We start from the raw sequence: 26133 nt of genomic DNA, 5'->3' as shown, positions 1-26133 counted from the left end.
TCCACTATTAGTGCTTTTGAACAGGAGTTCTCAGCAATTCAACGTCTTCTTCGGTCAATTCCCTGCATTCCCCCAGGCCAAGATTTTCATCCAGCCTGAGCTTTCCCATGCTGAGCCTTTTCAGGTAAATTACTTTTTTTCCCACAGCTTCAAACATTCTCTTTACCTGATGAAATTTACCTTCCACTATGGACAGCCTGATTTCCGATATCTCATCCGACCTGAGTATTTCCAGCCTTGCCGGAAGGGTTTTGTATCCGTCATCAAGTGTGACTCCTCTTTCAAAGGCTTCAATGTCGGCTTGCTCCACCCGCCCCTGTACATGAGCATAGTACTGCTTTGTAACATGTTTTTTGGGAGACAGAATTTCGTGTGCAAGCTGACCGTCATTGGTCATGAGAACAAGCCCTTCCGTGTCTATATCCAGCCTGCCTGCTGGAAACAAGTCAAAGCACTTGTATTCCTCCGGCAGGATATCAAATACTGTTTTCTGCCTGGTATCTGTGGTTGCAGAAATAACTCCGCGGGGCTTGTTCATCATGAGATAAATGTATTTACGGTACTGGAGTTTTACACCGTTCATCAGGATGGTGCTCTCAGCAGGGTCCACATGCAAACCGCTGTCCTTGACTACAGTACCGTCAACCTTGACCAGGCCGTTTTTTACGGCACTCTTGATTTCAGTACGTGAGCCAAACCCAAAATTGGATAACACCTTGTCCAGTCTCTGCTTTTGTTTCAAAAGTCAAACCTCCTTGAAATAACATATCTCATATGATGTTTTATCACGCCATCTTTCTCCAGCCTTTGGGATACAAGTTTTTCAGCATGTCCCCGGTCTGCTTTGCCCAGCCCAGAGTGTAGCCGTCAACACAAATACCGGTATAGCCCTTTTCACCCGAATCAATTAAAGTTTCGCCCTTCAGGTAGCTGTTTGTCTCCCTGTCCCCGGCAGCAAAGTTGATTTTTCTTTTCATTTCCTCACTTTTCATGGATACTGCGAGAGAATGTGAAGGAACAAAACCCTTCGGACTGTTCTCTCCAAGATACCACCCGAATTTAGCCACCTTCAGGCCTGACAGGTCGGGACAGGCTTGGGGCAGGTGGTAAAAATTGTTCCCTTTCTGAAACACATGGCCTTTCAGGCTCAAGGTTGTACTGTTATTTATAAACTCCGCCAGTTCCCTGTTAAAGTTTCCCAAGCCCTCAAAGCTGTTGACGGGGTATGCCTTTTCCCAGCTTCCATCCCTTTGGAGGGCCGGGGAATTAATATCATTGTCTCCATTAATGCCGTGCTCAAGTTTCCTTATAATGGCGGCAAAATGACCTTCTCCGTTCAGCTTGTGGGGCCACAGCCTGGCAGCTTTTGAAAAATCGTATTTCCCGGCCGACCACTCCCTGCGGCCGCCTTCTATGCCGCCGGTTTTAGGTATTTCCAGCAATTCATAGCCTCCCGGGTGTTGGTCCATGAACCTTTCTATCATTATCTCATCCTCTTCCGGGGAGAAGGTACAGGTGGAATATAATATCACTCCTCCCGGCTTCAGCATTTTGTCCACCTGCTGCAATATATCCCACTGCATGCAGCTGCATTTTTCACATTTGAACTTTTCCCAGCTTTTAACGGCATCCTCGTCCTTCCGGAACATACCCTCACCCGAGCAGGGAGCATCTACCATGATCCTGTCAAAGAAGCTTTCAAAGTTTCTGGCAAGCTTGTCGGGAGTATCATTGAGTACAACGGCATTCCTGACTCCGCAAAGTTCGATGTTTTTTACCAGTGCCTTGACTCTCTCGGCATTGATATCATTTGAAACCAGCAGACCCTGACCTTTCATTTGTGCAGCCATCTGTACCGATTTCCCGCCGGGCGCTGCACACAGATCCAAAACCCTGTCCCCGGGTCTGACACCTATAACAGCCCCCGGAAGCATGGCACTGGGCTCCTGTATATAATACAGTCCCGCATAATAATACGGATGTCTTCCCGGGTTGTCACCTTCTCTGTAATAAAAGCCATCGGTGGTCCATGGAACGGGTTCCAGGTGAAAGGGTGATATTTTTAGAAATTCGTCCACTGAAATTTTCAGCGTATTTACTCTCAAGCCGTAAAATCTCGGCTTATTATAGGATTCAAGGTAACTGTTGAATTCCTCACCCAGCAGTACCTGCATTTTGTTCACAAACTCTTCGGGCAGCTTCATATATTAAAAATAAACTCCTGTAAATTAGAATAAACTCCTGAATAAAGAGATCTTTTGCAAAGCCCTCTTAATACAGGAGTTATTATACCACAAAATATGGCACTTTAAAGCTTCCATATCACTTATTTTGTCCTTATTGCCAAATAAATACTATTTGCCGTCCAGAGGTATCTTTACCGTAAAGCGGCCGCTTATCCTGCTGGGATAATCACATAATTTAAAGGTTACAGGCCCTTTAAAGCCTGATCCAATTTTCAAATTATAATGGTAATAACATACTTTGTCTCCGCCTTCCATCCCTTCACTTATTATAGTAAGAGGATGTCCATTGGAATCAAACGCTTCATTGGTTATAGAAAAATTTTTATCTGAATATGGAGCATTTCTTTTCATTTCAGCACTTAAAAACATTTGATCTTTGCCGACAGTTATATCCATTAAACTCAATAAATTAAATGGTGAATACAATATTTTCCCGTTTGCAGTATCCACGGTAAAATAGCACTTGTCCTTATCCAGGGCTCTGATGTAATTACCTGTGATGTACAGTTCCTTCGGTTTTGTAAAATAGTTGCTCTGGAAATTCAAGGTCTGACGATCGCCTCCCGGATTGGAGCCCGATAACCCATTTACTATCCTCCCCCACTCTTCTCCGTTTTCATCCATCAGCTTCAAATCTTCAAAAGTAAATAGTTTTTTTGTATTGGCTGGGTCCAAGCTGACCGACAGAATACTTTTTATTGGGTAAATCCTTATATCCTCGAATTTTATCTTTTGTCCCTCAACCTCGACAGTTTGATTGATACTGTATATCTTTTCAGCACCCGATAATTTCTCCCTGTCTATGGTGAACGGAATCTGCCAGCTTCCGCTTATAACTTCAGGTTCGCCAGGTATGCCCATATCCTGTTCCAAAATATTGTCCTTTGCGGATATTTCACTTTCTTTTAGCTTTTTTTGTTCTTCCAAACTTACTTTTAAAACCAGATTGTCAGGTATTACTTCACCCTGATTTTCATTTGAATAAAACTCTATTTTTCCCTCAAATTTTTTACCTTCATACCGTGCCGCGTCGTAGCCTATACTCATCTTCAAATCCGAGCCCCTGGAATCAGTTAACTTAACGTCTCTGATACGGGGCATAACATGACTGCCTTTATTTTCCAGCGAATAAAACACAATAATTCCGCTGTTGTCGGCAATAATATCCTTTATTGTGAATTTGATATTTTCATACTCGACGGATTTATCTATATGCTGGATATATTCATTTTCAACTGCTGCCGAGAGTCCTTTATCCAAACCTACAAGTTCAACAATATAATTTAACCCCGGAATCCTGGCTACATTGGAAGCAAAAACAGGAGAGACTCTAATACCGGTAATAAACATGGCCAGCAGCAGGCTGCCCATAACCGCAGAAAACATTTTTATCCTTTTTGCGGCCATTTTCCTCCGTCCCCGGTCAATGCCTTTATTTATATATTTATCTATATCCTCAGGAATTTTAATATTGTCAAACACAGTGTTCACTCCCCTTCATGTTATCCCTCAGCTGTTTGAGACCTCTGTTTATCCAGGTCTTAACAGTACCGACAGGTTTGTTTAATGCTTTTGCTATGTCTTCTGTGGAAAAATCCTCGAAGTACTTCAAGATTAATACATCTCTGTATTTGGGTTTAATTTTTGTGAGACCGTCGGTCAGGTCAAGCCGTTCCTCTATTCCGCCGTCCGCATCCATTATGCAAATATGCTTAATGGATGCCATATCCTCCGAAGTGTGCTTTGAAAGATATTTTAACTCATTAATGCAATAATTTATGAGTATTCTTGTCAGCCAGGTTGTAAAGTACCTGGAATCCCTGAGCCTGTTTATGGAAATATAGGCTCTGCAGGTAGTCTCTGCCACAGCCTCCAGTGCGGCATGTTCATCCTTCAGATACGAATATGCTGTTCTATATAATTTTTCCCTGGACGCGGATATTATTTCGTAGAAGGCATCGCGGTCCCCGTGCTGAGCCTTTCTTACCAATTCTTCCATAGCTTTTTATAAGTATCTCCTTGATTTTCATTAGCCCTTTATTCTTTAATTCTATATATTAGACCATAAACAACTCATTCCGGATTCAAATATTTAAAAATATTTATAATAACGCAGTATCCCCCATTACAATATTGCTATTACACATGACAATATTGCTGCCACACATAACAATGTTGCCTCCACACACTCCTTGACAGTCAATATTACCCATGCTATAATAGCTTTTGTCATTAAACTTGAAAACATGTTAATGGCCCATTGGTCAAGTGGCCTAAGACACCGCCCTCTCACGGCGGTAACAGGGGTTCGAATCCCCTATGGGTCACCAAAAAGCATTTGCATTTATGCAGGTGCTTTTAATTTTTTTGTTTTGGGATTCGAACCCGGGAGGGCGCGAGCGTAAGCAAAAGAGCCTTAATGGCTGTTTTGCAGCGAGCGTAGGAGCCCGGCACCGCAAGCCAGAGGTGCGCGGTGGGCGACGTCATTAGCATGCACAGCATGCGGCGAATCCCCTATGGGTCACCAAAAAGCATCTGCATTTATGCAGGTGCTTTTAATTTTTTTATTTTGGGATTCGAACCAAATATAAATATAATTATCAGTAATATATTCTATCGCTGCTCATATATGTGAAATTTATAAGGTGCAATTGAATTATAATATCCAGGCTCCAATATTAACTCATCCCTGTTCATTTCACCGAGAGAGGGATTATACCGCCATATTACCAAAGGAGTAATTTCATATAATTCATTATTAATCCTCTCAAACACTGATGCATATTGAGGAAATCGCCTGTCATAAATTTCTCTTTTATATTTATAAGCTTCACTGCCATAGGGTATTAACCTGGTAATTCCATGAATCTGTAATGTTCCGGAACATACCGCAACATGCGGATTTTCAGCCAGATTTCTGCATTTTAATGTATCTGAATAGCTTCCAAAATATAAGTGCAAGTCTTGATCATATGCAAAACAAACAGCGGAATTATCCGGATAAATTTTGTTTGTAGTCGCCAAGTATAATAATTTTTCTTTTTCCAATAAATTTAAGACAGTACCAAAATCAAGCTCCATATAACCTTACCCATCCAATACCATTTATTTTTTAGTCACTCACAATAATCATTATAAATATCCATTATTAGTAAATAGTATCTTGTCATACTGAAACAGTCAACCAAAATATGCAAATCAGCATTTAAAATTATTATTCCAGGTTTAACTGCGCTTAGACTTCCAATAAAAAGTTATAAGTTCCTATACGCCCAAAAAGACTAACTATTAAAAGTCAAGTCTTAAACTAGTATTTTTAGAATAAAGTGCAGAGATGATGTTAGATATTTATGAACTTTGAAAACTGCATGACGAGTAGATCATCTGTTAAGGTGCTCAAGAAAAAAGTACCAATGAAAAAGTACTAAGCTGCTTTGATATAAGCCTGTCTTGTTTTTTCAAGATGGTATATAACTCTTACTGTAAAAATGATGCATCTTTTATTAGGTCGACGATGGACTTACATTTTTATGTTGATTTGGGATATGTATGCACTAGGTTCTCTGCATAGTATGTAAAAAACTAAGATAACTCGAGATATTTGAAGAAAAATAAACTTAAAAGAAGAAGGAGTGTCATAGAATGAATGTACTTTCATTCTACGGCACTCCTTCGCTTTGTACATTTGTAGAGTTGAACAAAACTAACTTTATTTTATCTGCTATATTTATACTCAGGCAGCATTATTTAACTGGCAGTGTTTTAACGATCCCCAGCAGGTATTGTTTCATAATAGCATAATCAACAGAATCTACAGTATTATCAACGTTCAAATCCAGAACTATATTATATTTATTTTGGGAATCCATCAAATACTGCTTAAATAGAGCAAAATCCAGCGAATCTATATTTCCGTCATCGTTGAAATCTCCGTATTTTACCGGTGCGGTACTTTCAAAGAAATTGACCCTTTTCATTTCAGCCCATATGGCATCGGCTGCCGCGTAACTTCCTGCTTGTGTAGGATGTATGCCATCGGACAAAATGTATGAAGAATATTTTCCTTCAAAAGTAGGCCTTAAATCAAGAAAGTATCCTTTAGGCGCAGCAGAACTAGTTACAATACTACTTATCTGCGGTCTCATTGTATCCAGTTTCGGTTTTAACGAACCGGCCAACCCCCCCACAGGATCAGGATAAAACAGGTAGAAAACCTTGACGGTTCCGCTTCTTCCCATTTGTCCAAACAGTGTTCTTGCCGCCGCGACTGCGTTGTCAACATTACCTGCAAGGCAGTCGTTTCCTCCACCGTCCATTATAACATACTTTACAGTACCTGCATTTACACCATTTTGATATTGGGTGGGAATGTCCGGCGATATTCCGCCGCTTAACATGGTTCCACTTACCGAGTTGTCCCTGAATTTGTCGCTTGAATCCAGGACTCCTTCATTTTTAGCATTTTGCTGCAGCCTTGTTACTATATCACGTGACAAAGCTAGGAATGAATCCCCGATAACAAGAACTTCACTTCCTTTAATTTTGCTTGCAGCAGCACTCTGAGCATCGTTTGAAGCTTCATCAGATGTGGCTTTTGCAACATTAGGCACTAAATTGAAACTTAGAAATGCACTAATAACTACTAATGTGATAATCCGATAAAAAATAACCCTTTTTTTCACAACAACAACCTCCTATAAAATATTTATATACAAATGCAAAAGCATATGTATTAATTTAGAAGTGGAAACACTGCTATGAAAAAATACATAAAACTGCTCAGACTATTTTGCATATAGAATTTATTCCTTAAAATTTAAGGATATTATTCTGGACATAAACATTTATGTGTCCAATTTCACTCAATAACCATTGTGACTATTTACATTTATTTCAATTATATATAATATTTCCCATATTTTCAACAGTAATTTTGTATATAATACAACTTTTTGCAATATTAATATCAGGAGTTCTTCGGACTCCTTTGGGGACTACTCCTCCCTTCGACAGGATTAAGCTCCTGAGTCACCCCATCTCAAGTTTAGATCGCTCAGACTTTCAATAAAGGATTGTACGCAAAAAAGCCGCTATCCAATTTACCTGAATGTAGCGGCAATGTTCAATCTATCTAATCAGTAATATATAAAATTCCAAATCCATTTCAACCCTATTATCAATAATATCTATTGTGGCATTTCAGATTTGACCTATAAATAAGTATTGTTATCTATATAAATTCAACCCCTGTTTTGTTGTTTTTCTGCCATTCATAAAATTCATTAATCCTTTTACAGGGGCTGTTACTGCATTGTTTGCATGTATGTATGCCTTTGCTTGTATTACACTGCGTAATATTACATTTGTCGGACAGAAAAAACTTCCTGCCGGATTTACAGCCATAACATTTCATTTCTTCAATATCAAATGTACGTTTGTAAATCTCTCCCCATTTGTCTGCAAGTTCCTGTTTCAACGAAATATTCTCAGTTGATGTAGCAATAAATAATGGACATGTAAAACAGTTTATACCACAATACGCAATCAATTTATCCAACGCCCTTTCCTCCCAACCATATTCGAAATCATATTATCAGAAACACTTATCTTAGTTATAATCTTAGTTTAGCAAATTAAGAAATTTCATCAATATTAGCTCTTACAATACCTTCAAGATAATGTACCATTTCTTTTAGCTTGTCCTCATCGGAAATTGCCTGAAGGTTTGTATCAATCAAGACATTATCCTTTACACTTATTCTGATTTGGAATTCATCCAGTCCTTCATTATCCACAAGCCTGATTAAGGGAATCCCTTTCTTCAGTTCCAGCTCAAGCTTTTTTCTCATGCCTTTAAACAAATCAATAAAATTCTCTTGCCCAATGGTATTTATATAAGGAATAATTCCTGTTCCAAATTCGAGCCTGACTGTATCGCCTTTGTAGCTCTTTTCCATGCTTATCATCCTTTCATCAGTACTATGCAATAATATTTGCTCTCGCAGGAACTGATAAATATTAACATTGCTGATTCCAATATCTTCACTCATTTTTAAAACCGACTGAATAATAGACTTGCTGTATTTTAGTTCATATATTTTATTTTCTATTTCATCCAGCCTGCTAAGGAGAATATGGGATAGTTGCCTGCCATTATCGGACAGCAACACCCTGGAAATTTCATTCATGGTTAATTTAATATTCCTGAGGAGAAGAATTTGTTCCAATCTGTTAATTCCCTCTTCGTCATAATATCTGGCATGTGATGCCTCATCTTTAATACTTTTTAACAGCCCGATTTCTTCATAAAACCTGAGAGTTCTTTTTGTTATATTGTATTTTTTTGATACGTCACTTATCTTAATAAGTGCTGCCATCATTGTACGATCTCCTTCCTCCAAAAATTATTAAGAAGTACTTTTTACATTAAGTGTAAATGATTACGTAGCGTAACTGTCAACATTTTTTTAATATTTGTTTATAATCAAGCTATCCAACAGCAAATTTAAGTACCAGGTATCTACAGTATTTGGAATTTATTATATGATTAGATAAAATAAATACATCAAGGAGGAAAACTGTATGAAGAGATCGGTTAAGCACAATATGTATATAACTTTGGCAAAGCGTCACACGATCTGCACTTTTTTACAATATTCCTTTCCAATAATACTTATATACAAGCTGATTTCATGACTTGATTAAAAATTAATATTTTGAAGGATTTGAATGAATATATAAAAACAGCTTTGCCGTTGCAAAGTTGTTTTTATATATTCGGGTATATGTCCTGTCTAACAGGACATATCTATATTTCATTAAAGGTGTATATATTCGGTCACTTTATCTGTAAACAATACCCCATCCAGATGGTCAAGTTCATGGCAGAAGCACTTGGCCAGCTCTCCTGTCCCAATATACCTGACTTTCTCACCTTTTTCATTCAGTGCCTCAACTGTAACCTTTGCCGGGCGTATTAATCTGCCGGCAACACCTGGAATGCTCAAACAGCCCTCAATAACCTCCTGGCTTCCCTCCTGACTGATTATTACAGGATTAACCAGTTTAATCAGACCATCCCCCATATCCAATACAACAAGTCTCTTTAAAATTCCCACCTGCGGAGCTGCCAGACCTGCCCCATTTTCGGTGTGGTACATTGTTTCGGCCATATCATCCAATAGCTGTCTTATCTGGTCATTTACTTTTTCCACAGGCCTGCATTTTTTTCTTAATACCTCATCTTCCACCGTTCTGATCTGCCTTATTGCCATTAAACAACACCTCTGCTTTTTTGAGCTCTTGATTTTCTTTCACTTTCCTCAAAGTTGAATACATCTTCAATTGTGCTGCCAAATACTTTGCAAATATCATAGGCCAGCCATATTGAAGGTTCAAACTTTTCCGTTTCAATAGCATTTATTGCCTGTCTGGATACACCCACCAGTTCCCCCAGCTGTTCCTGGGTCAAGCCCATTACTTCACGCAGTTCCCTGATTTTATTTTTCATCTTTACCTCCGTGTGCCCTGCATTTTCTTCGTATTGCCTTTATCGCACTGTCATGTTTACCTTACATTAATTGTATATCAGTTTAGAGGTTAATGTCAAGTCTACCTTACTAAATCAGTCACAAAAAGACACAAAGCTAATCATTCAACTTTGTGTCTTTTACAGATAAATAATGATCTAATAAAAACCTATTTTTGATGTGTCTTATTAAAATTCATGCTGGCATTGGTTATATGCTGGATTGTTAGTTTCTCGGCAGTATCCGCATCCTTGTTTTTGATGGCTTCAAATATGGCTCTATGCTCATCAAGCGCTTTTACAGGTCTTCCCGGAGTCTCAAAAGAGTTATTCCTCGCACTCTGGATATAAAAGTGGAAGGTGCTTAGCATATGCATCAGAGGCCTGCTTTTACTTGCCTTGAAAATAATATCATGAAATTTGGAGTCATAAGTCATCAGATGCCGGGCATCGTTCTTAATGGTATAGAACTCCTCAAGCTCAAGAGCCTCCTGCAGTTCCTTGATCTCTTCATCGGTAATCTTCTCTGCCGCCCATCTGGCCGCCAGTCCTTCAATCATTGTCCGTATGATGAATATATCCTCAACATCCTGTTCGGATACTCCCTTAACTATAACTCCCTTGTTGGGTATGGATTGAACCAGTCCTTCCAGCTCAAGTTGTCTTATAGCCTCCCGTATGGGGGTTCTGCTCACTCCAAGCTCCTCCGACAGTCTCAACTCAATCAGACTCTCACCGGGCTTGTAAACCCCGGTCAGGATTTGCTTCCGAAGCTGATTAAAAACCTTCCCTCGAAGAGAATTCACCAGGTTTTCACTTTCGTCATATTCCAGCCTAGCCATTTTTTGATATCCCATCTGCGTGTAAAAATGCCGGGGTATCCCACACGCTTTTAATTAAATAATTATATATGTCAGCCGTTATTTACCTTTGTAAAATTCAGCAAACCTCCGGCAAGTATCATCTGTACCTGTCTGTCCGACAAAGATACCCTGACCTTTATCTCTCTGTTTTTAGTAAGATTTCTTACTATGACAGTACCGGCCTTTTTTACCTGATCTATGGCATTCTCAATAGTAAGTTCATCATTCATATCTATGGTATCATAATCCGCTTCGTTTTCAAAGGTCATCGGAACTATTCCGGAGTTGATCAGATTTGCCATATGGATTCTGGCAAAGGATTTGGCTATAACACCTTTGATCCCTAGCTGAAGCGGTGCCAATGCAGCATGTTCCCTGCTTGAACCCTGACCATAGTTTGAACCTCCGATTATGAAACCTCCGCCGTTTTCCTTTGCTCTTGCAGGGAATTCAGGATCACATGGAGTCAGACAGAATTCAGCAAGATAAGGTACATTTGACCTGAATGGCAGCAGTTTTGCATTTGAAGGCATTATGTGGTCGGTGGTGATATTGTCTCCAACCTTTATCAAAGCTTTTCCTGAAATCTTATCGGACAATGCCTTATTAACAGGGAAGGGCTTTATATTAGGCCCCCTTACTACCTCCACATCATTTCCTTCAGGTGCAGGAGCCACCACAAGGTTGTCATTTATGACAAATTCCTCAGGCATTTCTATTTTAGGAGCCTCTCCCAGCTCTCTGGGGTCTGTCAGTACTCCGGTAAGCGCGCTTGCTGCTGCAACTTCAGGGCTTACAAGGTACACCCTGGCAGAGGTTGTTCCGCTTCTGCCTTCAAAGTTTCTGTTGAAGGTTCTCAAGGATACCGCATCTGTACATGGAGCCTGCCCCATACCTATACATGGACCGCAGGCAGATTCAAGGATTCTTGCCCCTGCCGAAACCATATCGGCCAGAGCACCGTTCTGTGCCAGCATGGTAAGGACCTGCTTCGAACCGGGTGCTATTACAAGGCTTACATTGGGATTGACTGTCTTTCCTTTTAAAATGGCGGCTACCTTCATCATATCCATGTATGATGAGTTTGTGCAGCTTCCGATTGCAACCTGGTCAACCTTGATTTTGCCTATTGTTGAGATCTTCTCGACATTATCCGGGCTGTGAGGTTTGGCAGCCATTGGCTCAAGGGTTGCCAGATCAATAACTATATGTTCATCGTAATTTGCATCGGCGTCAGGCAATAATTCCACCCAATCGGCAGCTCTGCCCTGTGCCCTGAGAAATTCGTGAGTCACATCGTCACTTGGGAATATTGAAGTGGTAGCACCCAATTCTGCTCCCATGTTTGTGATGGTTGCTCTTTCGGGAACGGTAAGAGTTTTGATTCCCTCTCCTGCATATTCGATAACTTTGCCGACACCGCCCTTTACAGACAATACTCTTAAAACTTCCAGTATTATATCCTTTGCAGCCGACCACGGATTGAGTTTTCCTTTAAGTTCCACCTTACAGACTTTTGGCATTGTCAGGTAGTACGGTCCGCCTCCCATTGCAACAGCTACGTCAAGGCCGCCGGCACCAATGGCGAGCATACCGATTCCTCCGCCTGTCGGAGTGTGGCTGTCCGAGCCAAGTAATGTCATTCCGGGAACACCAAAGCGTTCAAGCTGTACCTGGTGACATATGCCGTTTCCGGGCTTTGAAAAGTATACACCGTGCTTTGAAGCCACAGTCTGGATGTATTTATGGTCGTCGGCATTTTCAAAACCGGCCTGTAAAGTATTATGGTCAATATATGCCACTGATTTTTTTGTCTTTACTCTAGGTATACCTATTGCCTCAAATTGAAGGTATGCCATTGTACCGGTGGAATCCTGCGTGAGTGTCTGGTCAATTCTGATGGATATTTCACTGCCTGTGACCATTTCACCGCTTACCAGGTGATTTTTTATTATTTTTTGTGCTAAATTCAAACCCATTTTTATAAAGCCCCCTTAAAAAATATACATATTCATAATCAATGATATCAATTTGACCGGTTTCATATAATAAATAATTAATAAAATAATATAAAACCTATATAATAATATCTATTTAATAACTATTTTTCAATATAAAAGCCATACCTTTTTCACTTATAATAGAAGTATCAATTATATTAATTCTATTAAGTTTACTAAGTCTACTAATATACGCCGGTCGAGCTGAAATAAAAGTCAACAGACAAACAGACACTATCTGCCTTCCGGAAGCAAGTCAGGAGCCAGTTCCCTTATACACTTCAGCATTTCCTTGTCACTGATGGAGGTATTTCTTCCGCTCTTGTACTGTGCGTCGATCCATTCCTTTACTACAGCTACCCTGTCATCTTTTTTATCTATAAGGCTGTCCCCTGAAAGGCGGAAATAGTTGTTGATCCACAATGCAATCCCAGCCAGGCCGGAGGTCTGTGTTATGGCCACCCCTATAGGTCTGTTCAGCAGCTTGCCTGTATTGAATATATTGTATATTTCTTCATCCTTTAAGAGTCCGTCTGCATGTATTCCGGCCTGTGTCACATTGAAGTGCCTGCCGACAAACGGTGTCCTTGGCGGGATCTCATAGTCAAGTTCCTTTTCATAGTACTCTGCTATTTCGGTAATAACCGTAGTATCCATGCCGTCGGTGGTTCCCCTGAGCGACGCATATTCAAACACCATAGCTTCAAGAGGTGTATTTCCGGTACGTTCCCCTATTCCCAAAAGTGAACAGTTTACCGAGGAACAGCCGTACATCCATGCAGTGGCTGAGTTACAGACAGCCTTGTAAAAATCGTTATGTCCGTGCCATTCGATCAATTCGCTGGGGAAGCCGGCGTGATGTCTCAAACCGTAAATTATTCCTCCCACACTTCTCGGAAGCGCCGCACCCGGATAGGAGACGCCATAACCCATGGTATCACAGGCTCTCAGCTTTATTGGCACTCCGCTTTCATCCATAAGCTTTCTGAGTTCAAGTGCAAAGGGAACCACAAAACCGTAAAAATCTGCCCTTGTAATGTCCTCCAGGTGGCATCTCGGTTTGATACCCACACTGATAGCTTCCTTAATTACACTGAGATAGCTGTCCAGGGCCTGCTTCCTTGTCATTTTGAGCTTGTTGAATATATGATAATCGGAGCAGCTTACCAGGAAGCCGGTTTCCTTCATGCCCATCTGTTTGGCAAGCTGGAAATCACTCTTGGACGCACGTATCCAGCTTGTTACCTCAGGGAATTGATAGCCTCTCTCCAAACATTTATATACCGCTTCCTTGTCCTTGTCGCTGTAAAGGAAGAATTCGGTCTGACGGATGATACCTTTCGGGCCGCCCAGCTTATGTAAATAGTCATATAAAGTTACTATCTGTTCCGCCGTATATGGAGCTCTTGATTGTTGTCCATCCCTGAAGGTGGTATCCGTTATCCATATTTCGTCTGCCGGGTTCATCGGTACCCGGCGGTGGTTAAAAGCACATTTGGGCACCTCGTCATAATTATATATCTCTCTGTAGAGATTGGGTTCGGCAATGTCCTGCAACGCATACCTGTACTGTGTTTGCTCCAGGGTGTTGGATTTCCTGTTAAATTCTATCATATTGACCTCTCCATTCTGCTGCTGCGCAGCCACACAAATGCTGAATAAAAATTTATAAAGATAGGTTCTGATTAGCTTCAGAACCTCTTTAGAATCGTATTTATGTATATGTGTATAATTGTATACAATTATACACACCGTGTCAATAATTTATAAATCCTCAAATTACTCCAATTTTTTCATAATTGATTTTAGATTTCAGTGCTTTTTCATTAAAAATAACTGCCTAACTATGGTAAATAAAGAAGGATTTTATTTCTTTTTGTAGAATATCTGTAGAATAGTAGTATATTCCAATGTATAATGTTATTATATTTGAGGAATGAAATAGATTGCACGGTTTTCATTTTCAACATTTCTATTTTTCGGGGGGAGTATTATGAAAAAAACAGAAGAGACAAATGGTAAAAAGCCCAGTAATCTTTATGTTATTGGTGCTGTAATCAGTGTTGTTTTATGTATCATTGGAGGTATTATAAGCGGTAAAGTACAGTTTGCCTTTTACACGCTGTTTGCAAGTTTGGCGAGCTGTGTTGTTTTTATAATTCTTACAGGGCTTCAGTACAAAAAAACTATCACGCAGTTCTCTAAAGATTTGGATGGTTTTAAGTCAGGCGATTTTTCACACATGATCGAACCAAAGGCTTATGGAATAATGGGTCATATGGCCTCTATCGTCAACCTGGTTATCAGTGATGTGCGTTCACTGATAGAAAGCTTCTTTAATCTCTCACTTTCCATCTCGCAGGCTTCCAGAAAAGTGACCTCGACTTCCGAAAATGCTTCCAATGCAATTGAAGAGATTGCAAAGACTATTGATGAAATAGCTAAGGGTGCATCTTCACAGGCTGAAGAAGCGCAGATGGGTGTTCAGGTAGTAGACAAGCTTTCAGATCAGATAAATTTCGTATATGAAAGCTACAGTGGTATCACAAATGAGACAAACAAGATAATTGATCTTAACACTGTGGGTCTTAAGGCGGTAACCACCTTGAGAGACAAATCCAAAGAAACCTACGAAACCTCTGAAAAGATTTTCGCCGTTGTTGAAAATCTTACCAATACAACAAAAGATATAGGTTTATTTGTTGAATCTATTGAAAACATTGCAGAACAGACAAACCTGCTGGCACTCAATGCAGCAATTGAAGCAGCAAGAGCCGGTGAAGCCGGAAAAGGTTTCGCAGTTGTTGCCGACGAAGTCCGCAAGCTGGCCGATCAGAGCAGAAAGTCCACTGAAGAAATCAATAATATGATGCAGAGTATTCAGGAAGAGTCTGCTTTAGCCATCTCCTCAATGGAAATAATGAAAAAAGTATCTCAGGAACAGAACCTTGCAGTTGACAGGACAAACAGTTCCTTCTCAGACATAGCAAATGCCATTGATTACATAGTTGCCAAGATAAATGATGTAAATAAGGCTGTTATTAAAATGCAGGAAGATAAGGGTGAAGTTATCAGTGCAATTGAAAACATCTCCTCTGTTTCCCAGCAAACTGCAGCCTCCAGCGAAGAAGTTGCTGCAACCACTGAAAATCAGCTCAAGACTCTTGACGATATGAAGATTGCGTCGGAAAGCCTTAATCAGCTGGTTAAACAGCTCGATCTGAAATTGAAGAAATACAAGTTAAGATAAATCATGAACCGACTTTAAGATTACAAAATTATAAAAAAGCAACCTGCAGCATCGAAGCTGCAGGTTGCTTTTTTCGATATAGTTATATAGAACTTATACCTTTCTAAAACTCAGTATTAAAGCTAACTATCAGTATTCCCGTCCGGGCTGCTCTCATCAGTCTCTTCACCGGGCAGTTTTTTGTTCCGCTTGCGGAGTGCTTCACTTATAAGATATTCTATCTGACCGTTTACCGATCTGAATTCATCATCGGCCCATTTTGATATTTCTTCCCACATTTTAGGGCTCAGCCTCAATAGTATTGATTTTTTTTCTGCCATAATATCAGCGCCTTTATATTAGTTGTGCAAAGTTCCGGTATTAATGACCGGCTGCGTATTCTTTTCGCCGCAAAGTACTACAAGCAGATTACTGACCATGGCAGCTTTTCTTTCTTCATCCAGTTCCACAATCTCATTTTCACTGAGCTTATTTAATGCCATCTGAACCATACCGACCGCACCTTCAACTATCTTTTGTCTTGCTGCTATGATTGCCGCCGCCTGCTGCCTCTGGAGCATGGCTGCTGCAATTTCCGGTGCATATGCCAAATGTGAAAGTCTTGCTTCCTCAACTACCACACCTGCTTTTCCCAAACGCTGCTGCAGCTCGTTTTTCAGAGCTTCCGCAACCTCATCCGCGCTTCCTCTTAACGATATTGTATGACTGTCCTCGGTATTATCGTATGGATACATGCCTGCCAGATGTCTCAAGGCCGATTCACTCTGTACATTTACGTAATCAACATAGTTATCTACATCAAAAACGGCTTCAGCGGTATTTTCCACCCTCCACACTATAACAGCAGCGATTTCGATGGGATTGCCCATTTCATCATTGACTTTTATTTTATCTCCGTTGATATTTCTGGATCTCAGTGAGATCTTTCTCTTTGTATAAAACGGATTTGCCCAATGCCATCCGGCTTTCTTTATGGTGCCGGAATATTTACCGAACAGAATCAGTACCATTGCTTCATTGGGCTGTATGGTAAAGAAGCCCGGCAGCATGAAAATAAATACAATAAACAGCAAGATACCTAATGCTGCCAAAAACTCAGGTCCTATTATTATAGCCTCTACAAAAATGACAACGCTAAGTATCAAAATCAAAAATGATAATAATAGAATAAATCCTCCCGATCTGGTCTTTCCAATTATTTCTTTCATATCGATCCCTCCATATAAGAACAATATTAATATGATATCTAAATGATATCATATTAATATGAAGAAGTCAATTACTTGAATTTACTCGTTATATGGATTCACTCGTTATATAAATCTATTCATTACTTTAAATTATTCATTGATCATATCCTTTAGTTTATCCGGCTTTAAAATCCGTATTGCCTCCTTCTGAAATTCAATTATCCCCCTATCCCGCATTACTCCCATCTCTCTAGACATGGAGGGCCTCGATATATTCAAAAAATCTGCCATTTCATTTCTGTTCATGGGCAATCTGAAGGTGTGGCTGCCCGACTTCTCCATATGCTCCAGCAGCAGGCAGGCTATTTTTGAGTTGATGCTTTTCATGGACAGGTACTCCACCCTTCTGTTGAGCATGATTGCCCTGTTTGACACTGTCTTGAGCAGATTTTTTATCAGCTGTGAGTGAAAGCTGCAGGCCTCACTGCACTGATTTATAATTGCATTATTTTCAAGAAATATTGTCACGCAGTCGGTTTGAGCCTGCACATTCGCCGGCCACTGCTCTTTTCCCGAAAATGCAATTACTTCACCGAAAAGTTCTCCGGCTGTGACCACACCCAGCATAACCCTGCTGCCTGCAGCGTTTTCCTTTGTAATGACGGCACTCCCTTCTACCATGATTCCCAGACCGTGGTACCTGCTGCCCGCCATAACAATAAAATCACCCTTGTTATAAGAATGCAGCTTTGGACTGAAGCATTCCAACATGGTATTGAGCTGAAAATGGTTAAAACCCTCAAACAGTTCACATTTTAACAAGGTCCTGGCAAGAATCTCATATTTACTCAACTCGTTTTCCTCCAAATTTATTTTTTGTATCTCAGGATACCGATTTATATACAATTATACCTTATAATCATCCCATAAGCTAAAAAACAATACCAAATATATAAATCACAAATGTAAGTCATAAATGTTAATAAGTATACAATTACCCAACTATAAATTTTAAGGGAGCACAAGCTCAAGAGGAGGATATTATGAAAAGAAATATTATAAGGATTGATGAGGAAAAATGTAACGGCTGCGGCCTTTGTGTAAATGCCTGCCACGAGGGGGCACTTGTTATAGAAAACGGCAAAGCCAGGCTGATATCCGACAGTTACTGCGACGGACTGGGAAATTGCCTGCCAGAGTGTCCTACAAATGCAATCACAATTGAAGAACGCGAGGCCGATGCCTACGATGAAGAACTTGTTAAAGAGAACATGGAGAAAAGAGCCGCTGCAGCGCATATATCTCATGGAGCACACGCACCACATGCACCACATGCACCACATGCAACACATGTACCGCATGCACACCCTCCAATGCACGGCGGCTGTCCCGGTTCAAGGGCAATGGCAATAAAGAGATCAGCAGAAAGCAATGTGTCTGCTCCTGTTTCGGCCCAGCCTCTCACTTCCGAACTTATGCAGTGGCCTTGCCAGATAAAGCTGGTTCCTGTGAATGCACCGTACTTTGACAACTGCGATCTGCTGATTGCAGCCGATTGCACAGCCTTTGCCTATGCCAATATTCACAAGGACTTCATAAAGAACAGGATAACTCTCATCGGCTGCCCCAAGCTTGATGAAGGGGATTATTCCGAAAAGCTTACAGCCATTCTTTCCAATAACAATATTAACAGCGTTAAGATCCTGAGAATGGAAGTTCCCTGCTGCGGCGGCATAGTAAATGCAGTAAAGACAGCACTCATGGAATCGGGTAAAATAATTCCCTGGAGTATTGTAATAATTGGAACGGATGGGGAAATCAGACAAAACTGATTCAAGTCCTCTTTAAAATATGGAATTTTTCAATTATAATAGGTCTGTGGGCACTACGCTTCACAGACCTATTATTTTTATGAAATGGAGAAACCTATGTTAATTGGTATAATTGGAGCTATGGAGCAGGAAATCAAGCTGCTCACAAAAAGCATGGAGATCACTGAAACTAAAACCATCGGTATGAGAGACTATTATACAGGAAAACTTTTCGGAAAGGACGCAGTCCTGGTATTTTCAAAATGCGGCAAGGTTGCTGCGGCATCTGCGGTTACTTGTCTTATTGAGGTGTTTAAGGTTGATCTGGTCATATTCACAGGAGTTGCCGGCGGAGCAGACAGAGCATTGAATATCGGCGATATAGTAGTTGCCGACAGGCTTGTACAGCATGATATGGACGCCAGCATGCTGCCGGGATGTAAAAAGTTCGAGATACCTCTGCTGGGAGTTGACATATTCAAGGCCGACAGCAGGCTTACAGCTCTTGGGGCGAAATCCGCCAGGCATTATGTATCACATTATATGGCAGAAGATGTGTCACAGGAAGCCCTGACAGAGTTCCGCATTACAACACCAAAAGTTGTCGTGGGCACTGTTGCAAGCGGCGACCAATTCATTGCCGACAGCAGTAAAGTCAGAAGTCTGACAGAGGATATACCTGACCTCAAGTGTATTGAAATGGAGGGAGCCGCGGTAGCCCAGGTCTGCTACGAGCATGGAATTGATTATATTGTTTTCAGAGTAATATCCGACAAGGCCGATGAGCATGCAAGCATTAATTTTCCATTGTTTATTGAAAAAACAGCCAGCCATTTCACACGTGGTATAGTACGTCAATTCATTTCAGAAATTGATTAATTTTTATTGGAGATCAAGAATATACAAGTTTTGACTGCTTTCTCAACAATTATCATACATGGTTCTTGTACCGGGTATTTTTATGTGAAAATATCCTCTGCGAAGTATATTGGTTGATAGAAGTCCGAAAATCCGGCTAATTTACATAATTCTTCAATTATGTAACATTATCAAATACCCTTTAATATACTGCTATTAGAATAAATAGTGATAAATATTTGCTTTAAGGTGATAATGAATGCCATACACAAATAGGGAATTAATGGCCAGAATAATACAATGTGAAGCCGAAGGCGAAGGTGATAACGGTATGAGGGCTGTAGCGTCGGTAATCATGAACAGAACTACAGTACCATATGGCCAGTTTTTCAGGGAACTTCACGGCGACGTACGGGCAGCAATCCTTCAGGCAGGTCAGTTTACATGTGTGAAGGAAGTCGTAGGCGGTCAATATAATCCTCAGAATATATATAACATGAATCCGCAGCAACTTCATTATGATATAGCTGATTGGGCACTGACGGGAGGTATACTGGGAGCGGTGGCGGATTGCCTGTGGTACTATAATCCCTTCAGGCCAACCTGCGGCTCATTTTTTCCGCCCGGTAATACCGGTGTAATATTTACACGAATAGCCCAGCATTGTTTTTACACCCCGACTCAAAAATACGCTCAGACATAATACCGACCATAATAAATTCTAATCATGAAAGGAAGTTCGAATTTTATGACAAACCGACCGATTCCATATTATACTCTGCCCTGCTGCTATGAAGAAAGACCGGATGGCACTACACAGATGGTACCTCAAAGTCAGCCGACCACACCTCAAGGTCAACCGGCATTTCCCCAGGGACAGCCAATGCTGCCTCAAGGTCAGCCCACACAAGCCATCACAGGAGGACCGCAGGATTTTGCACCCATTACTCCCTTGACGCAGCCAGAGCCGTTGACATTAACCAGTACAGAATATTTAAATGGTTTTTTACGTACTCAATTAGGAAGAAGAGTGAGGGTGGAATTCCTGATAGGAACCGGGACTCTATTGGACAGAACCGGAACATTAGTTGGCGTTGGGGCAAACTATATCAATTTAAGACTTATAGAAAGTGACGATGTAATGACTGCTGATTTCTTTTCCATTAAATTTATTACTTTCTTATTATAATACTTGCTATGATACTTGTCTGATACTAAAAATAATTGAATCTCTCTCCTGAACAAAAACAACCTCTGCCTCACCGTGCAGAGGTTGTTTTCGAATAGGTGACTTAAATTTCGTTCCCGGAATCAATCAGCTCCGACAAACCTTTAAAAGCCGGCCATTTTCTATTTCATCCAAGGTAATCTGTATATTTTTAAACAATACCTTCGTCTGTCTTCCGATCATCTTAACCAGTTTATTTTCCATAATGTATGCTTTCCTGAAATTTTTATTCCGTAAATCCTCATTTTTCAATTAAAGGCAGCTTAAATATATATTCGCACAATGGGCCAATCTCCAGCATAATTCCGGTAAAGCGGCAAAAAGGAGATAGTATCCGTCTACCCCCTCTTGCCTTTAGTCCCTTTGAATATTCAGTTTTATTTAGGGAAAATACCCTATAATAAATAAGTAAAATAAACAGTGCTTTTTAAAACCGGACAGAAAAAAATACCGCACTTTTATTTATTAAAAATACGGTATGGAAGCAAAATCTCCCATAGTTACCATCTTATCGAATTAACTTTTAATAAAGATTTAACATTAATAAAATCCTTCCTTAAAACTCAAAATGTAAAATGACACTAAAAGGTGGTGATTTTATGGAAAAACTATTTTCGCATCTGAGTGAAGATGAACTGAAAAGACAAATTGCCGAAAACTCAAGGGCAATAGACCAACTTCTTAAAGAGCTGAAAGATTCACCTGTTCTGCTGACCTCTGAAGGAAGGGATATATTATAATATTCCTTCCTTTTATCACAATCCCAGTGAACCCATGCAGCATTAGTTATATTGTTTGTGGTAAAAGATATTCAGCTATGCTTAAGCCTCACCACGGCACACACGCAAGCCCGTATCGTTACCCCTGCTATTTGCATTCCACTTGTCCCGGAAAGACAGCTCGCAGCAGAAACCGTCACCAAGCCAACCGCCGCCTCTTATAACCCGTACAGATTCGCTATTACTATCCAGGTCTTCATACCAGTCCCAGCACCATTCCCTTATATTACCTGACATATCATATATGCCTAACTCGTTAGGTATTTTTGTACCAACAGGTTTTGCCCTATTATTGTTGCTTTTTATTACAGAATAGGACCAAAAGCCTGTTAAGTTTCTATCTCCTGAATTTACCCAGTACCATGCTACTTTATTAACATCATCGCTTCCACTGTATTTATAACTCTTGCCCATTTGACCTCCACGTGCAGCATATTCCCACTCCGCTTCCGTCGGCAGCCGGTAGCCATTAGCTTTTATATTGGTGGTTACGGTCCATTTTACATTATCATTATCATTCTTATTTTTTAAATCTTTTTTATCCGTGTTAATATTGTAATATGGTTTTAACCCTTCTTTTATACTTCTTTTATTACAGTATTCTACACAGTCATACCAGCTTACCATTTCTACCGGTAAATTATTGCCCTTAAATCCTGAGGGATTACTTTCAACTTCTACCTGCCAATTTTTGTCTTTGAATTCCGAGGGATTATTCTTCATTACATCAAACCACTCTTTTTGAGTTACCTCATATCTACAGATAAAAAAGTCAGATATATTTAAACTTTTTCCATAGTATTTTGACTTTGTATTTTTAAAAGTTCCACCTTTGACTAATACAAAATTACCAAGTCTTTCTTGATCTTCAAGCTTTTCTTGGTTATTTGGTCCTGCTTGAGAACATGCACTGCCAGCAACTAGTATTGATAAAAAAAGAATAATTAATAGTTTTTTCATTAATATATCTCCTTTAAAAGTTATGGCTAACAAATTAAACCTGAAAAGGTACGATTAAGGCCGCCTCGTGGAATCCACCAGACGGCCTCTGGTTAATAAAGTTGACTTAATTACCCTTGGCAAAGGACTTAGTTAACTGTTACATCAGCACTGCCGCTGCTGCCTCCCCATCCTTCTACCGCTACTATACAGTAATTTGTACTGCCTACAGGTTGCCCCAATGTTCTCCAGCCTGCGAAGTGTTCTGCAAGATTTATGCCGCTACTGCCGCTACCGCTGCAATTGTACTGTGTAAAAGTCGTATTTCCTTGAATTGAAGGACCTGTTACCGATTGTGTATATAAGGTGTATGTACCCTTGCTGGTACTATAGGAGCCTTTGCTGCTACCGCCGCCACGACCGATGTAATACTCAACCAACGGTCCTGTAAGCCACCCATAGACACCAAAATATTGAGCACCGCTGGCATAACCGGACCAGCTCATAGTTCTGCTTCCCGATGGATTATAGCCTTTACCGGCAACAAAATTCCCGACATTACTCCAGTTAACTTTGTATTGTCCACCGGATAAATTTTGGTAATTTACTGTTCCCTGACCATTAGTCCAGCTTTGTGAATAGTTTGTTGCCGCATTTCCAATTAATGCAAAAAACATAGAACAACTCATTACAATTGCCAAACATAACATTAATCTTTTAATCTTTAACATAATATAAGCCTCCTTAAATTTAATTTTACTAGTTATTAGTTACTACTTACCTGTATACAAATCAAATATTTTTTTCCAGGAATCACTCCCTTTCATGTTTTTGACGGTTGTGCACTTTACCGTACATTACTTATCCCGTGTCGTATTCGGTTAACATTTGACTTCACCTCCTTTCTGAGAAGATACTCTTACTTGAAACAACAAAATTAAAATACCAAATAGAACGAAACCGGTAAAAATAGTAAACTGAATACACTCACAATAAAATTTACATAAAATTATTGTAAAATTAGCATACTGCTATAAACCACTTCACTTTTTAAGTAGATTATTGATTGGATTCATAAATAAACATAGAATATTTTTGTTACTTAGAATTAGTAAATTTCTGTTTGATTGAATTGTGGAAAATCTCATAGAAACACATCTCTGACAATTACTTTAGGTGTAAATGAAATAATGGAACTTTAGCAAGATAACATATAAAGCAAACTTTCATAAGAAAAAGTGAATTCAATAAAATTCTTTCCCGCCTCCCCAAGATGTAAATTTATGGAAATTATCTTAACCTAATGATACCATTTAAGTTTATTTTTGTAAATATGTATTTTTGTAAAATGTTGTCAGTTTTATAAAAATATTTAAAAATGTTACAGTTTGTTGAATATCGATGTATTTTGTTGTAATACTTTCTGTAACTTTCTCAATAAACCGAATCTTAATTTTTAATATAACATACTAATTTCCTGTAAAATTTGCGGCTGATTTTATACTCTTTCGAATAATACCCTCTTTATAGCCAACAATTCATTATAATGTGATGAAACAATTACACAGAATCGTGCTTGGAATAGCGCCAAGCGGGGTCATGCAAGCCTTATACTAAAGCATGCTGGAGCTGTAAAGCCGCCAGGCAAGTAATTTCTGTTCAAAAAGCAAAGACCCCGCAGGATGGGCATTTATAGTACTGTCCTACAGGGTCTTTGTTTATAGCCATATTCTTTTTGCTATATAAAAGCATACAGCTGGCTTTACTTACTTATTGAATTCTGACCGAAACCGGTTAAAGGTTTTTTATTGCTGTTCAGTGAGCTGGGACTTGGTTTGCTGTACTTCGTCATCCTTAGCCATGAGGGCGGGCTTATAATATCCTTTAGCCTGTGCCATCTGGAACAGCTTATACTGGGATACTTCATCATTGTTACGAATCTGTTGAATGGCAGCACGCAGCGTGGGGTTCGCACATTCGGAAATGGTGTTGGCATAGAACGTCAGACTGCTCTTTACAGAGGAAAGAACATCGTTTACCATTATTTTCTCCTGTATCATTCTTACTTCCTCCTTTAGCTTAAAAAGCCTAATAGCTGTTGTTTAGTTTTCATGGCACCCTGTGCTCCATCCTCAAAAAACTTCTTAATTTCAGGATCGGTTGCTTGCTGGGCATAAGCCTGTAATTTTTGATAAGCGGTGTCGTGAGCACCAATAAGATGGCGCAAGTTCTGCAATTCAGTTTGATTTAATTGTGACATCAAAAAACTCCTTTCAATTATATTCTTGTATTTAGTATTCCAACATTTAGTATTCCAGAATATGAATAGAATATTCACATGTAGTAAAAGTTAATTGCCTTCAATATCCGTCAGCGCAGCTGTCCCATGCCAATTTCTGTTCCGTTGATTGGACATTTTTTGAATTCCGCCATTACTTTGCGAGTATCAGCCGGCAGGCACTTGGGATGCAGGCAAAAAAAGCAGGCTGACTCTTTTCACAAGGAGTCAGCCTGCTCGACAAATTTGTCAGGGTCATATTATAATATTATATTCAATAATTTCCTAAGGCGAACAATCATAATAATAGGGGTTTTCTGGTCTTTAAAGGGCACTTCATAAAATCCATCTATTAAAAAACCTGCATCAAAAGCTTCACGAAAAATATCTTCCATGGAACGGTGATAGTAGTTTTGAAGAACCGGCTGACCGGCAATTGCTTCACCCTCGTCGATACAGGAGGTGAAATAATCCTTGTTAGGATACGTAAAGCATGGATGATGCGTTGCAAAAACAAAGACACCATTTGGAATCAACATCTCATAAATTGCCTTCATAAGAGGACTTATTTCAGAAATATCCATAATCGCCATGTTGGCAACCGCTTTATCAAACGGCCTGTCCTGTTTTAAAGTCAGCAACTCGTCATAGTTGGTTGCATCACATACATTGAAATTTATCTTATCGAGAAAATTGGCACGTCTCCTTTTGGCAAGCTCAATCATCTTTGGACTGTAATCAAACGCAACAACATTAGCACCGTTTTCTGCAAGTCTCCGTGAAAAATTTCCGTTTCCACAGGCAATATCCAATATCAAGTCACCCGCCTTTACGTCCAGCAATTTTTCAGTAAAAGGTCTGACCAAATCCCTGTGGAAATGATTTGACTCTTCCCCCATAAAATCATCCCAAAACTCAGCATTGGTTTCCCATGCAGATAGTCCATTATCTTTTTTCATTGATTTATCCTTCCTGTGTTATATTAATAACCTTTCATTAATATAATGCGTATAGTATTCTCTTCGCTCCCAATTCTCCATGTCAAGTAAATGGAAATCCATTGATAGCTCCTTTGTCAAATATAAATAATCCATAGCTCTGGGCTACTCGGCAAATTCTTGTTTATCGTTATCATATCATATATTGCTGCTGCCTTCCATCAT

General features: G+C 39.8%; 27 protein-coding genes and 1 tRNA gene. 7 read left to right on the top strand and 21 right to left on the bottom strand.

Annotated elements, in window-relative coordinates; genetic code table 11:
* Positions 1 to 7: 7 nt before the first annotated feature.
* The 4 genes from T344_RS0101860 to T344_RS0101845 all read right to left on the bottom strand — a co-directional run bounded on the left by T344_RS0101860 (position 8) and on the right by T344_RS0101845 (position 4245).
* Positions 8 to 742: a pseudouridine synthase gene (locus T344_RS0101860; RefSeq protein WP_027627308.1), complete on the bottom strand. Its 735-nt coding sequence runs from the start codon at positions 740 to 742 to the stop codon at positions 8 to 10.
* A gap of 43 nt (positions 743 to 785) precedes the next feature.
* Entirely contained in the window at positions 786 to 2204 is a 1419-nt protein-coding gene (locus T344_RS0101855; protein ID WP_027627307.1) for an RsmF rRNA methyltransferase first C-terminal domain-containing protein, read from the bottom strand.
* A 150-nt stretch (positions 2205 to 2354) separates the two neighbouring features.
* On the bottom strand, positions 2355 to 3728 hold the full coding sequence (locus tag T344_RS0101850) for a DUF4179 domain-containing protein (RefSeq protein ID WP_027627306.1): 1374 nt from the start codon (positions 3726 to 3728) through the stop codon (positions 2355 to 2357).
* Positions 3721 to 4245 carry a sigma-70 family RNA polymerase sigma factor gene (locus T344_RS0101845; protein ID WP_027627305.1) on the bottom strand — a complete coding sequence of 175 codons (525 nt, stop codon included), beginning with the start codon at positions 4243 to 4245 and terminating at the stop codon, positions 3721 to 3723. The genes T344_RS0101850 and T344_RS0101845 overlap by 8 nt, the downstream gene beginning before the upstream one ends.
* A 255-nt stretch (positions 4246 to 4500) precedes the next feature.
* Here T344_RS0101845 and T344_RS0101840 point away from each other — a divergent pair.
* Positions 4501 to 4576, top strand: a tRNA-Glu gene (locus T344_RS0101840).
* Between the two features lie 283 nt (positions 4577 to 4859).
* Here T344_RS0101840 and T344_RS0101830 read toward each other — a convergent pair.
* From T344_RS0101830 to T344_RS0101785, 9 genes are all read right to left on the bottom strand, one after another.
* Positions 4860 to 5327 (bottom strand): pyridoxamine 5'-phosphate oxidase family protein, encoded by a 468-nt coding sequence (locus T344_RS0101830; protein WP_027627304.1) that lies wholly within the window; start codon positions 5325 to 5327, stop codon positions 4860 to 4862.
* Between the two features lie 662 nt (positions 5328 to 5989).
* Positions 5990 to 6928, bottom strand: a complete 939-nt coding sequence (locus T344_RS0101825; protein WP_242842009.1) for a dockerin type I domain-containing protein — start codon at positions 6926 to 6928, stop codon at positions 5990 to 5992.
* A gap of 548 nt (positions 6929 to 7476) precedes the next feature.
* Positions 7477 to 7803, bottom strand: a complete 327-nt coding sequence (locus tag T344_RS27360; RefSeq protein WP_051571531.1) for a DUF3795 domain-containing protein — start codon at positions 7801 to 7803, stop codon at positions 7477 to 7479.
* A 76-nt stretch (positions 7804 to 7879) separates the two neighbouring features.
* Positions 7880 to 8626, bottom strand: a complete 747-nt coding sequence (locus tag T344_RS0101815) for a MerR family transcriptional regulator (protein WP_027627302.1) — start codon at positions 8624 to 8626, stop codon at positions 7880 to 7882.
* A gap of 438 nt (positions 8627 to 9064) precedes the next feature.
* The gene (gene def / locus T344_RS0101805) at positions 9065 to 9520 is read right to left on the bottom strand and encodes a peptide deformylase (RefSeq protein ID WP_027627301.1); all 456 of its coding nucleotides are present in this window, start codon (positions 9518 to 9520) and stop codon (positions 9065 to 9067) included.
* On the bottom strand, positions 9520 to 9756 hold the full coding sequence (locus T344_RS0101800) for a helix-turn-helix transcriptional regulator (RefSeq protein WP_004630230.1): 237 nt from the start codon (positions 9754 to 9756) through the stop codon (positions 9520 to 9522). The genes def and T344_RS0101800 overlap by 1 nt, the downstream gene beginning before the upstream one ends.
* A 188-nt stretch (positions 9757 to 9944) precedes the next feature.
* Positions 9945 to 10616, bottom strand: coding sequence for a GntR family transcriptional regulator (locus T344_RS0101795; RefSeq protein ID WP_027627300.1), 672 nt, complete (start codon positions 10614 to 10616; stop codon positions 9945 to 9947).
* A 71-nt stretch (positions 10617 to 10687) separates the two neighbouring features.
* Positions 10688 to 12616, bottom strand: coding sequence for an aconitate hydratase (locus T344_RS0101790; RefSeq protein WP_027627299.1), 1929 nt, complete (start codon positions 12614 to 12616; stop codon positions 10688 to 10690).
* Between the two features lie 255 nt (positions 12617 to 12871).
* Complete coding sequence (locus tag T344_RS0101785) at positions 12872 to 14251, bottom strand: beta/alpha barrel domain-containing protein (RefSeq protein WP_027627298.1); 1380 nt, start codon at positions 14249 to 14251, stop codon at positions 12872 to 12874.
* Between the two features lie 379 nt (positions 14252 to 14630).
* Between T344_RS0101785 and T344_RS0101780 the strand changes: the two genes are divergently transcribed.
* Positions 14631 to 15887 (top strand): methyl-accepting chemotaxis protein, encoded by a 1257-nt coding sequence (locus T344_RS0101780; protein WP_027627297.1) that lies wholly within the window; start codon positions 14631 to 14633, stop codon positions 15885 to 15887.
* Between the two features lie 122 nt (positions 15888 to 16009).
* Here the strand turns inward: T344_RS0101780 and T344_RS0101775 are convergent, their stop codons facing one another.
* The 3 genes from T344_RS0101775 to T344_RS0101765 form a co-directional block, all read right to left on the bottom strand.
* Positions 16010 to 16207 carry a type II toxin-antitoxin system antitoxin gene (locus T344_RS0101775; RefSeq protein ID WP_004630124.1) on the bottom strand — a complete coding sequence of 66 codons (198 nt, stop codon included), beginning with the start codon at positions 16205 to 16207 and terminating at the stop codon, positions 16010 to 16012.
* An 18-nt stretch (positions 16208 to 16225) separates the two neighbouring features.
* Entirely contained in the window at positions 16226 to 17095 is an 870-nt protein-coding gene (locus tag T344_RS0101770; RefSeq protein WP_027627296.1) for an SPFH domain-containing protein, read from the bottom strand.
* Between the two features lie 132 nt (positions 17096 to 17227).
* A complete protein-coding gene (locus tag T344_RS0101765; RefSeq protein ID WP_027627295.1) occupies positions 17228 to 17929 on the bottom strand; it encodes a Crp/Fnr family transcriptional regulator in 702 nt (233 codons plus the stop codon).
* 191 nt (positions 17930 to 18120) lie between these two features.
* Here T344_RS0101765 and T344_RS0101760 point away from each other — a divergent pair, with 191 nt between their 5' ends.
* From T344_RS0101760 to T344_RS30915, 5 genes are all read left to right on the top strand, one after another.
* A complete protein-coding gene (locus T344_RS0101760; protein WP_027627294.1) occupies positions 18121 to 18909 on the top strand; it encodes an ATP-binding protein in 789 nt (262 codons plus the stop codon).
* Positions 18910 to 19005: 96 nt separating this feature from the next.
* A complete protein-coding gene (locus T344_RS0101755) occupies positions 19006 to 19767 on the top strand; it encodes a 5'-methylthioadenosine/adenosylhomocysteine nucleosidase (protein ID WP_027627293.1) in 762 nt (253 codons plus the stop codon).
* Positions 19768 to 20005: 238 nt separating this feature from the next.
* A complete protein-coding gene (locus T344_RS0101750) occupies positions 20006 to 20449 on the top strand; it encodes a cell wall hydrolase (protein ID WP_027627292.1) in 444 nt (147 codons plus the stop codon).
* Positions 20450 to 20494: 45 nt separating this feature from the next.
* Positions 20495 to 20935, top strand: a complete 441-nt coding sequence (locus tag T344_RS0101745; protein WP_027627291.1) for a hypothetical protein — start codon at positions 20495 to 20497, stop codon at positions 20933 to 20935.
* 638 nt (positions 20936 to 21573) lie between these two features.
* Positions 21574 to 21714 (top strand): hypothetical protein, encoded by a 141-nt coding sequence (locus tag T344_RS30915; RefSeq protein ID WP_154669407.1) that lies wholly within the window; start codon positions 21574 to 21576, stop codon positions 21712 to 21714.
* A gap of 81 nt (positions 21715 to 21795) precedes the next feature.
* Here T344_RS30915 and T344_RS0101730 read toward each other — a convergent pair whose 3' ends face one another.
* The 5 genes from T344_RS0101730 to T344_RS0101710 form a co-directional block, all read right to left on the bottom strand.
* The gene (locus T344_RS0101730; RefSeq protein ID WP_027627290.1) at positions 21796 to 22713 is read right to left on the bottom strand and encodes a formylglycine-generating enzyme family protein; all 918 of its coding nucleotides are present in this window, start codon (positions 22711 to 22713) and stop codon (positions 21796 to 21798) included.
* A 128-nt stretch (positions 22714 to 22841) separates the two neighbouring features.
* Positions 22842 to 23423: a glycoside hydrolase family 11 protein gene (locus T344_RS0101725; RefSeq protein WP_027627289.1), complete on the bottom strand. Its 582-nt coding sequence runs from the start codon at positions 23421 to 23423 to the stop codon at positions 22842 to 22844.
* 1074 nt (positions 23424 to 24497) lie between these two features.
* Positions 24498 to 24752 carry a spore coat protein gene (locus tag T344_RS0101720; RefSeq protein WP_027627288.1) on the bottom strand — a complete coding sequence of 85 codons (255 nt, stop codon included), beginning with the start codon at positions 24750 to 24752 and terminating at the stop codon, positions 24498 to 24500.
* A 14-nt stretch (positions 24753 to 24766) separates the two neighbouring features.
* Positions 24767 to 24952, bottom strand: a complete 186-nt coding sequence (locus T344_RS0101715; protein WP_027627287.1) for a hypothetical protein — start codon at positions 24950 to 24952, stop codon at positions 24767 to 24769.
* 278 nt (positions 24953 to 25230) lie between these two features.
* The gene (locus tag T344_RS0101710) at positions 25231 to 25929 is read right to left on the bottom strand and encodes a class I SAM-dependent methyltransferase (protein WP_027627286.1); all 699 of its coding nucleotides are present in this window, start codon (positions 25927 to 25929) and stop codon (positions 25231 to 25233) included.
* Between the last annotated feature and the right edge of the window lie 204 nt (positions 25930 to 26133).

Source organism: Ruminiclostridium cellobioparum DSM 1351 = ATCC 15832, assembly GCF_000621505.1.
In the GTDB taxonomy this organism is placed as follows: domain Bacteria; phylum Bacillota; class Clostridia; order Acetivibrionales; family DSM-1351; genus Ruminiclostridium; species Ruminiclostridium cellobioparum.
The sequence above is the reverse complement of the archived record's forward strand: the minus strand, read 5'-3'. Positions and strand labels throughout refer to the sequence as shown.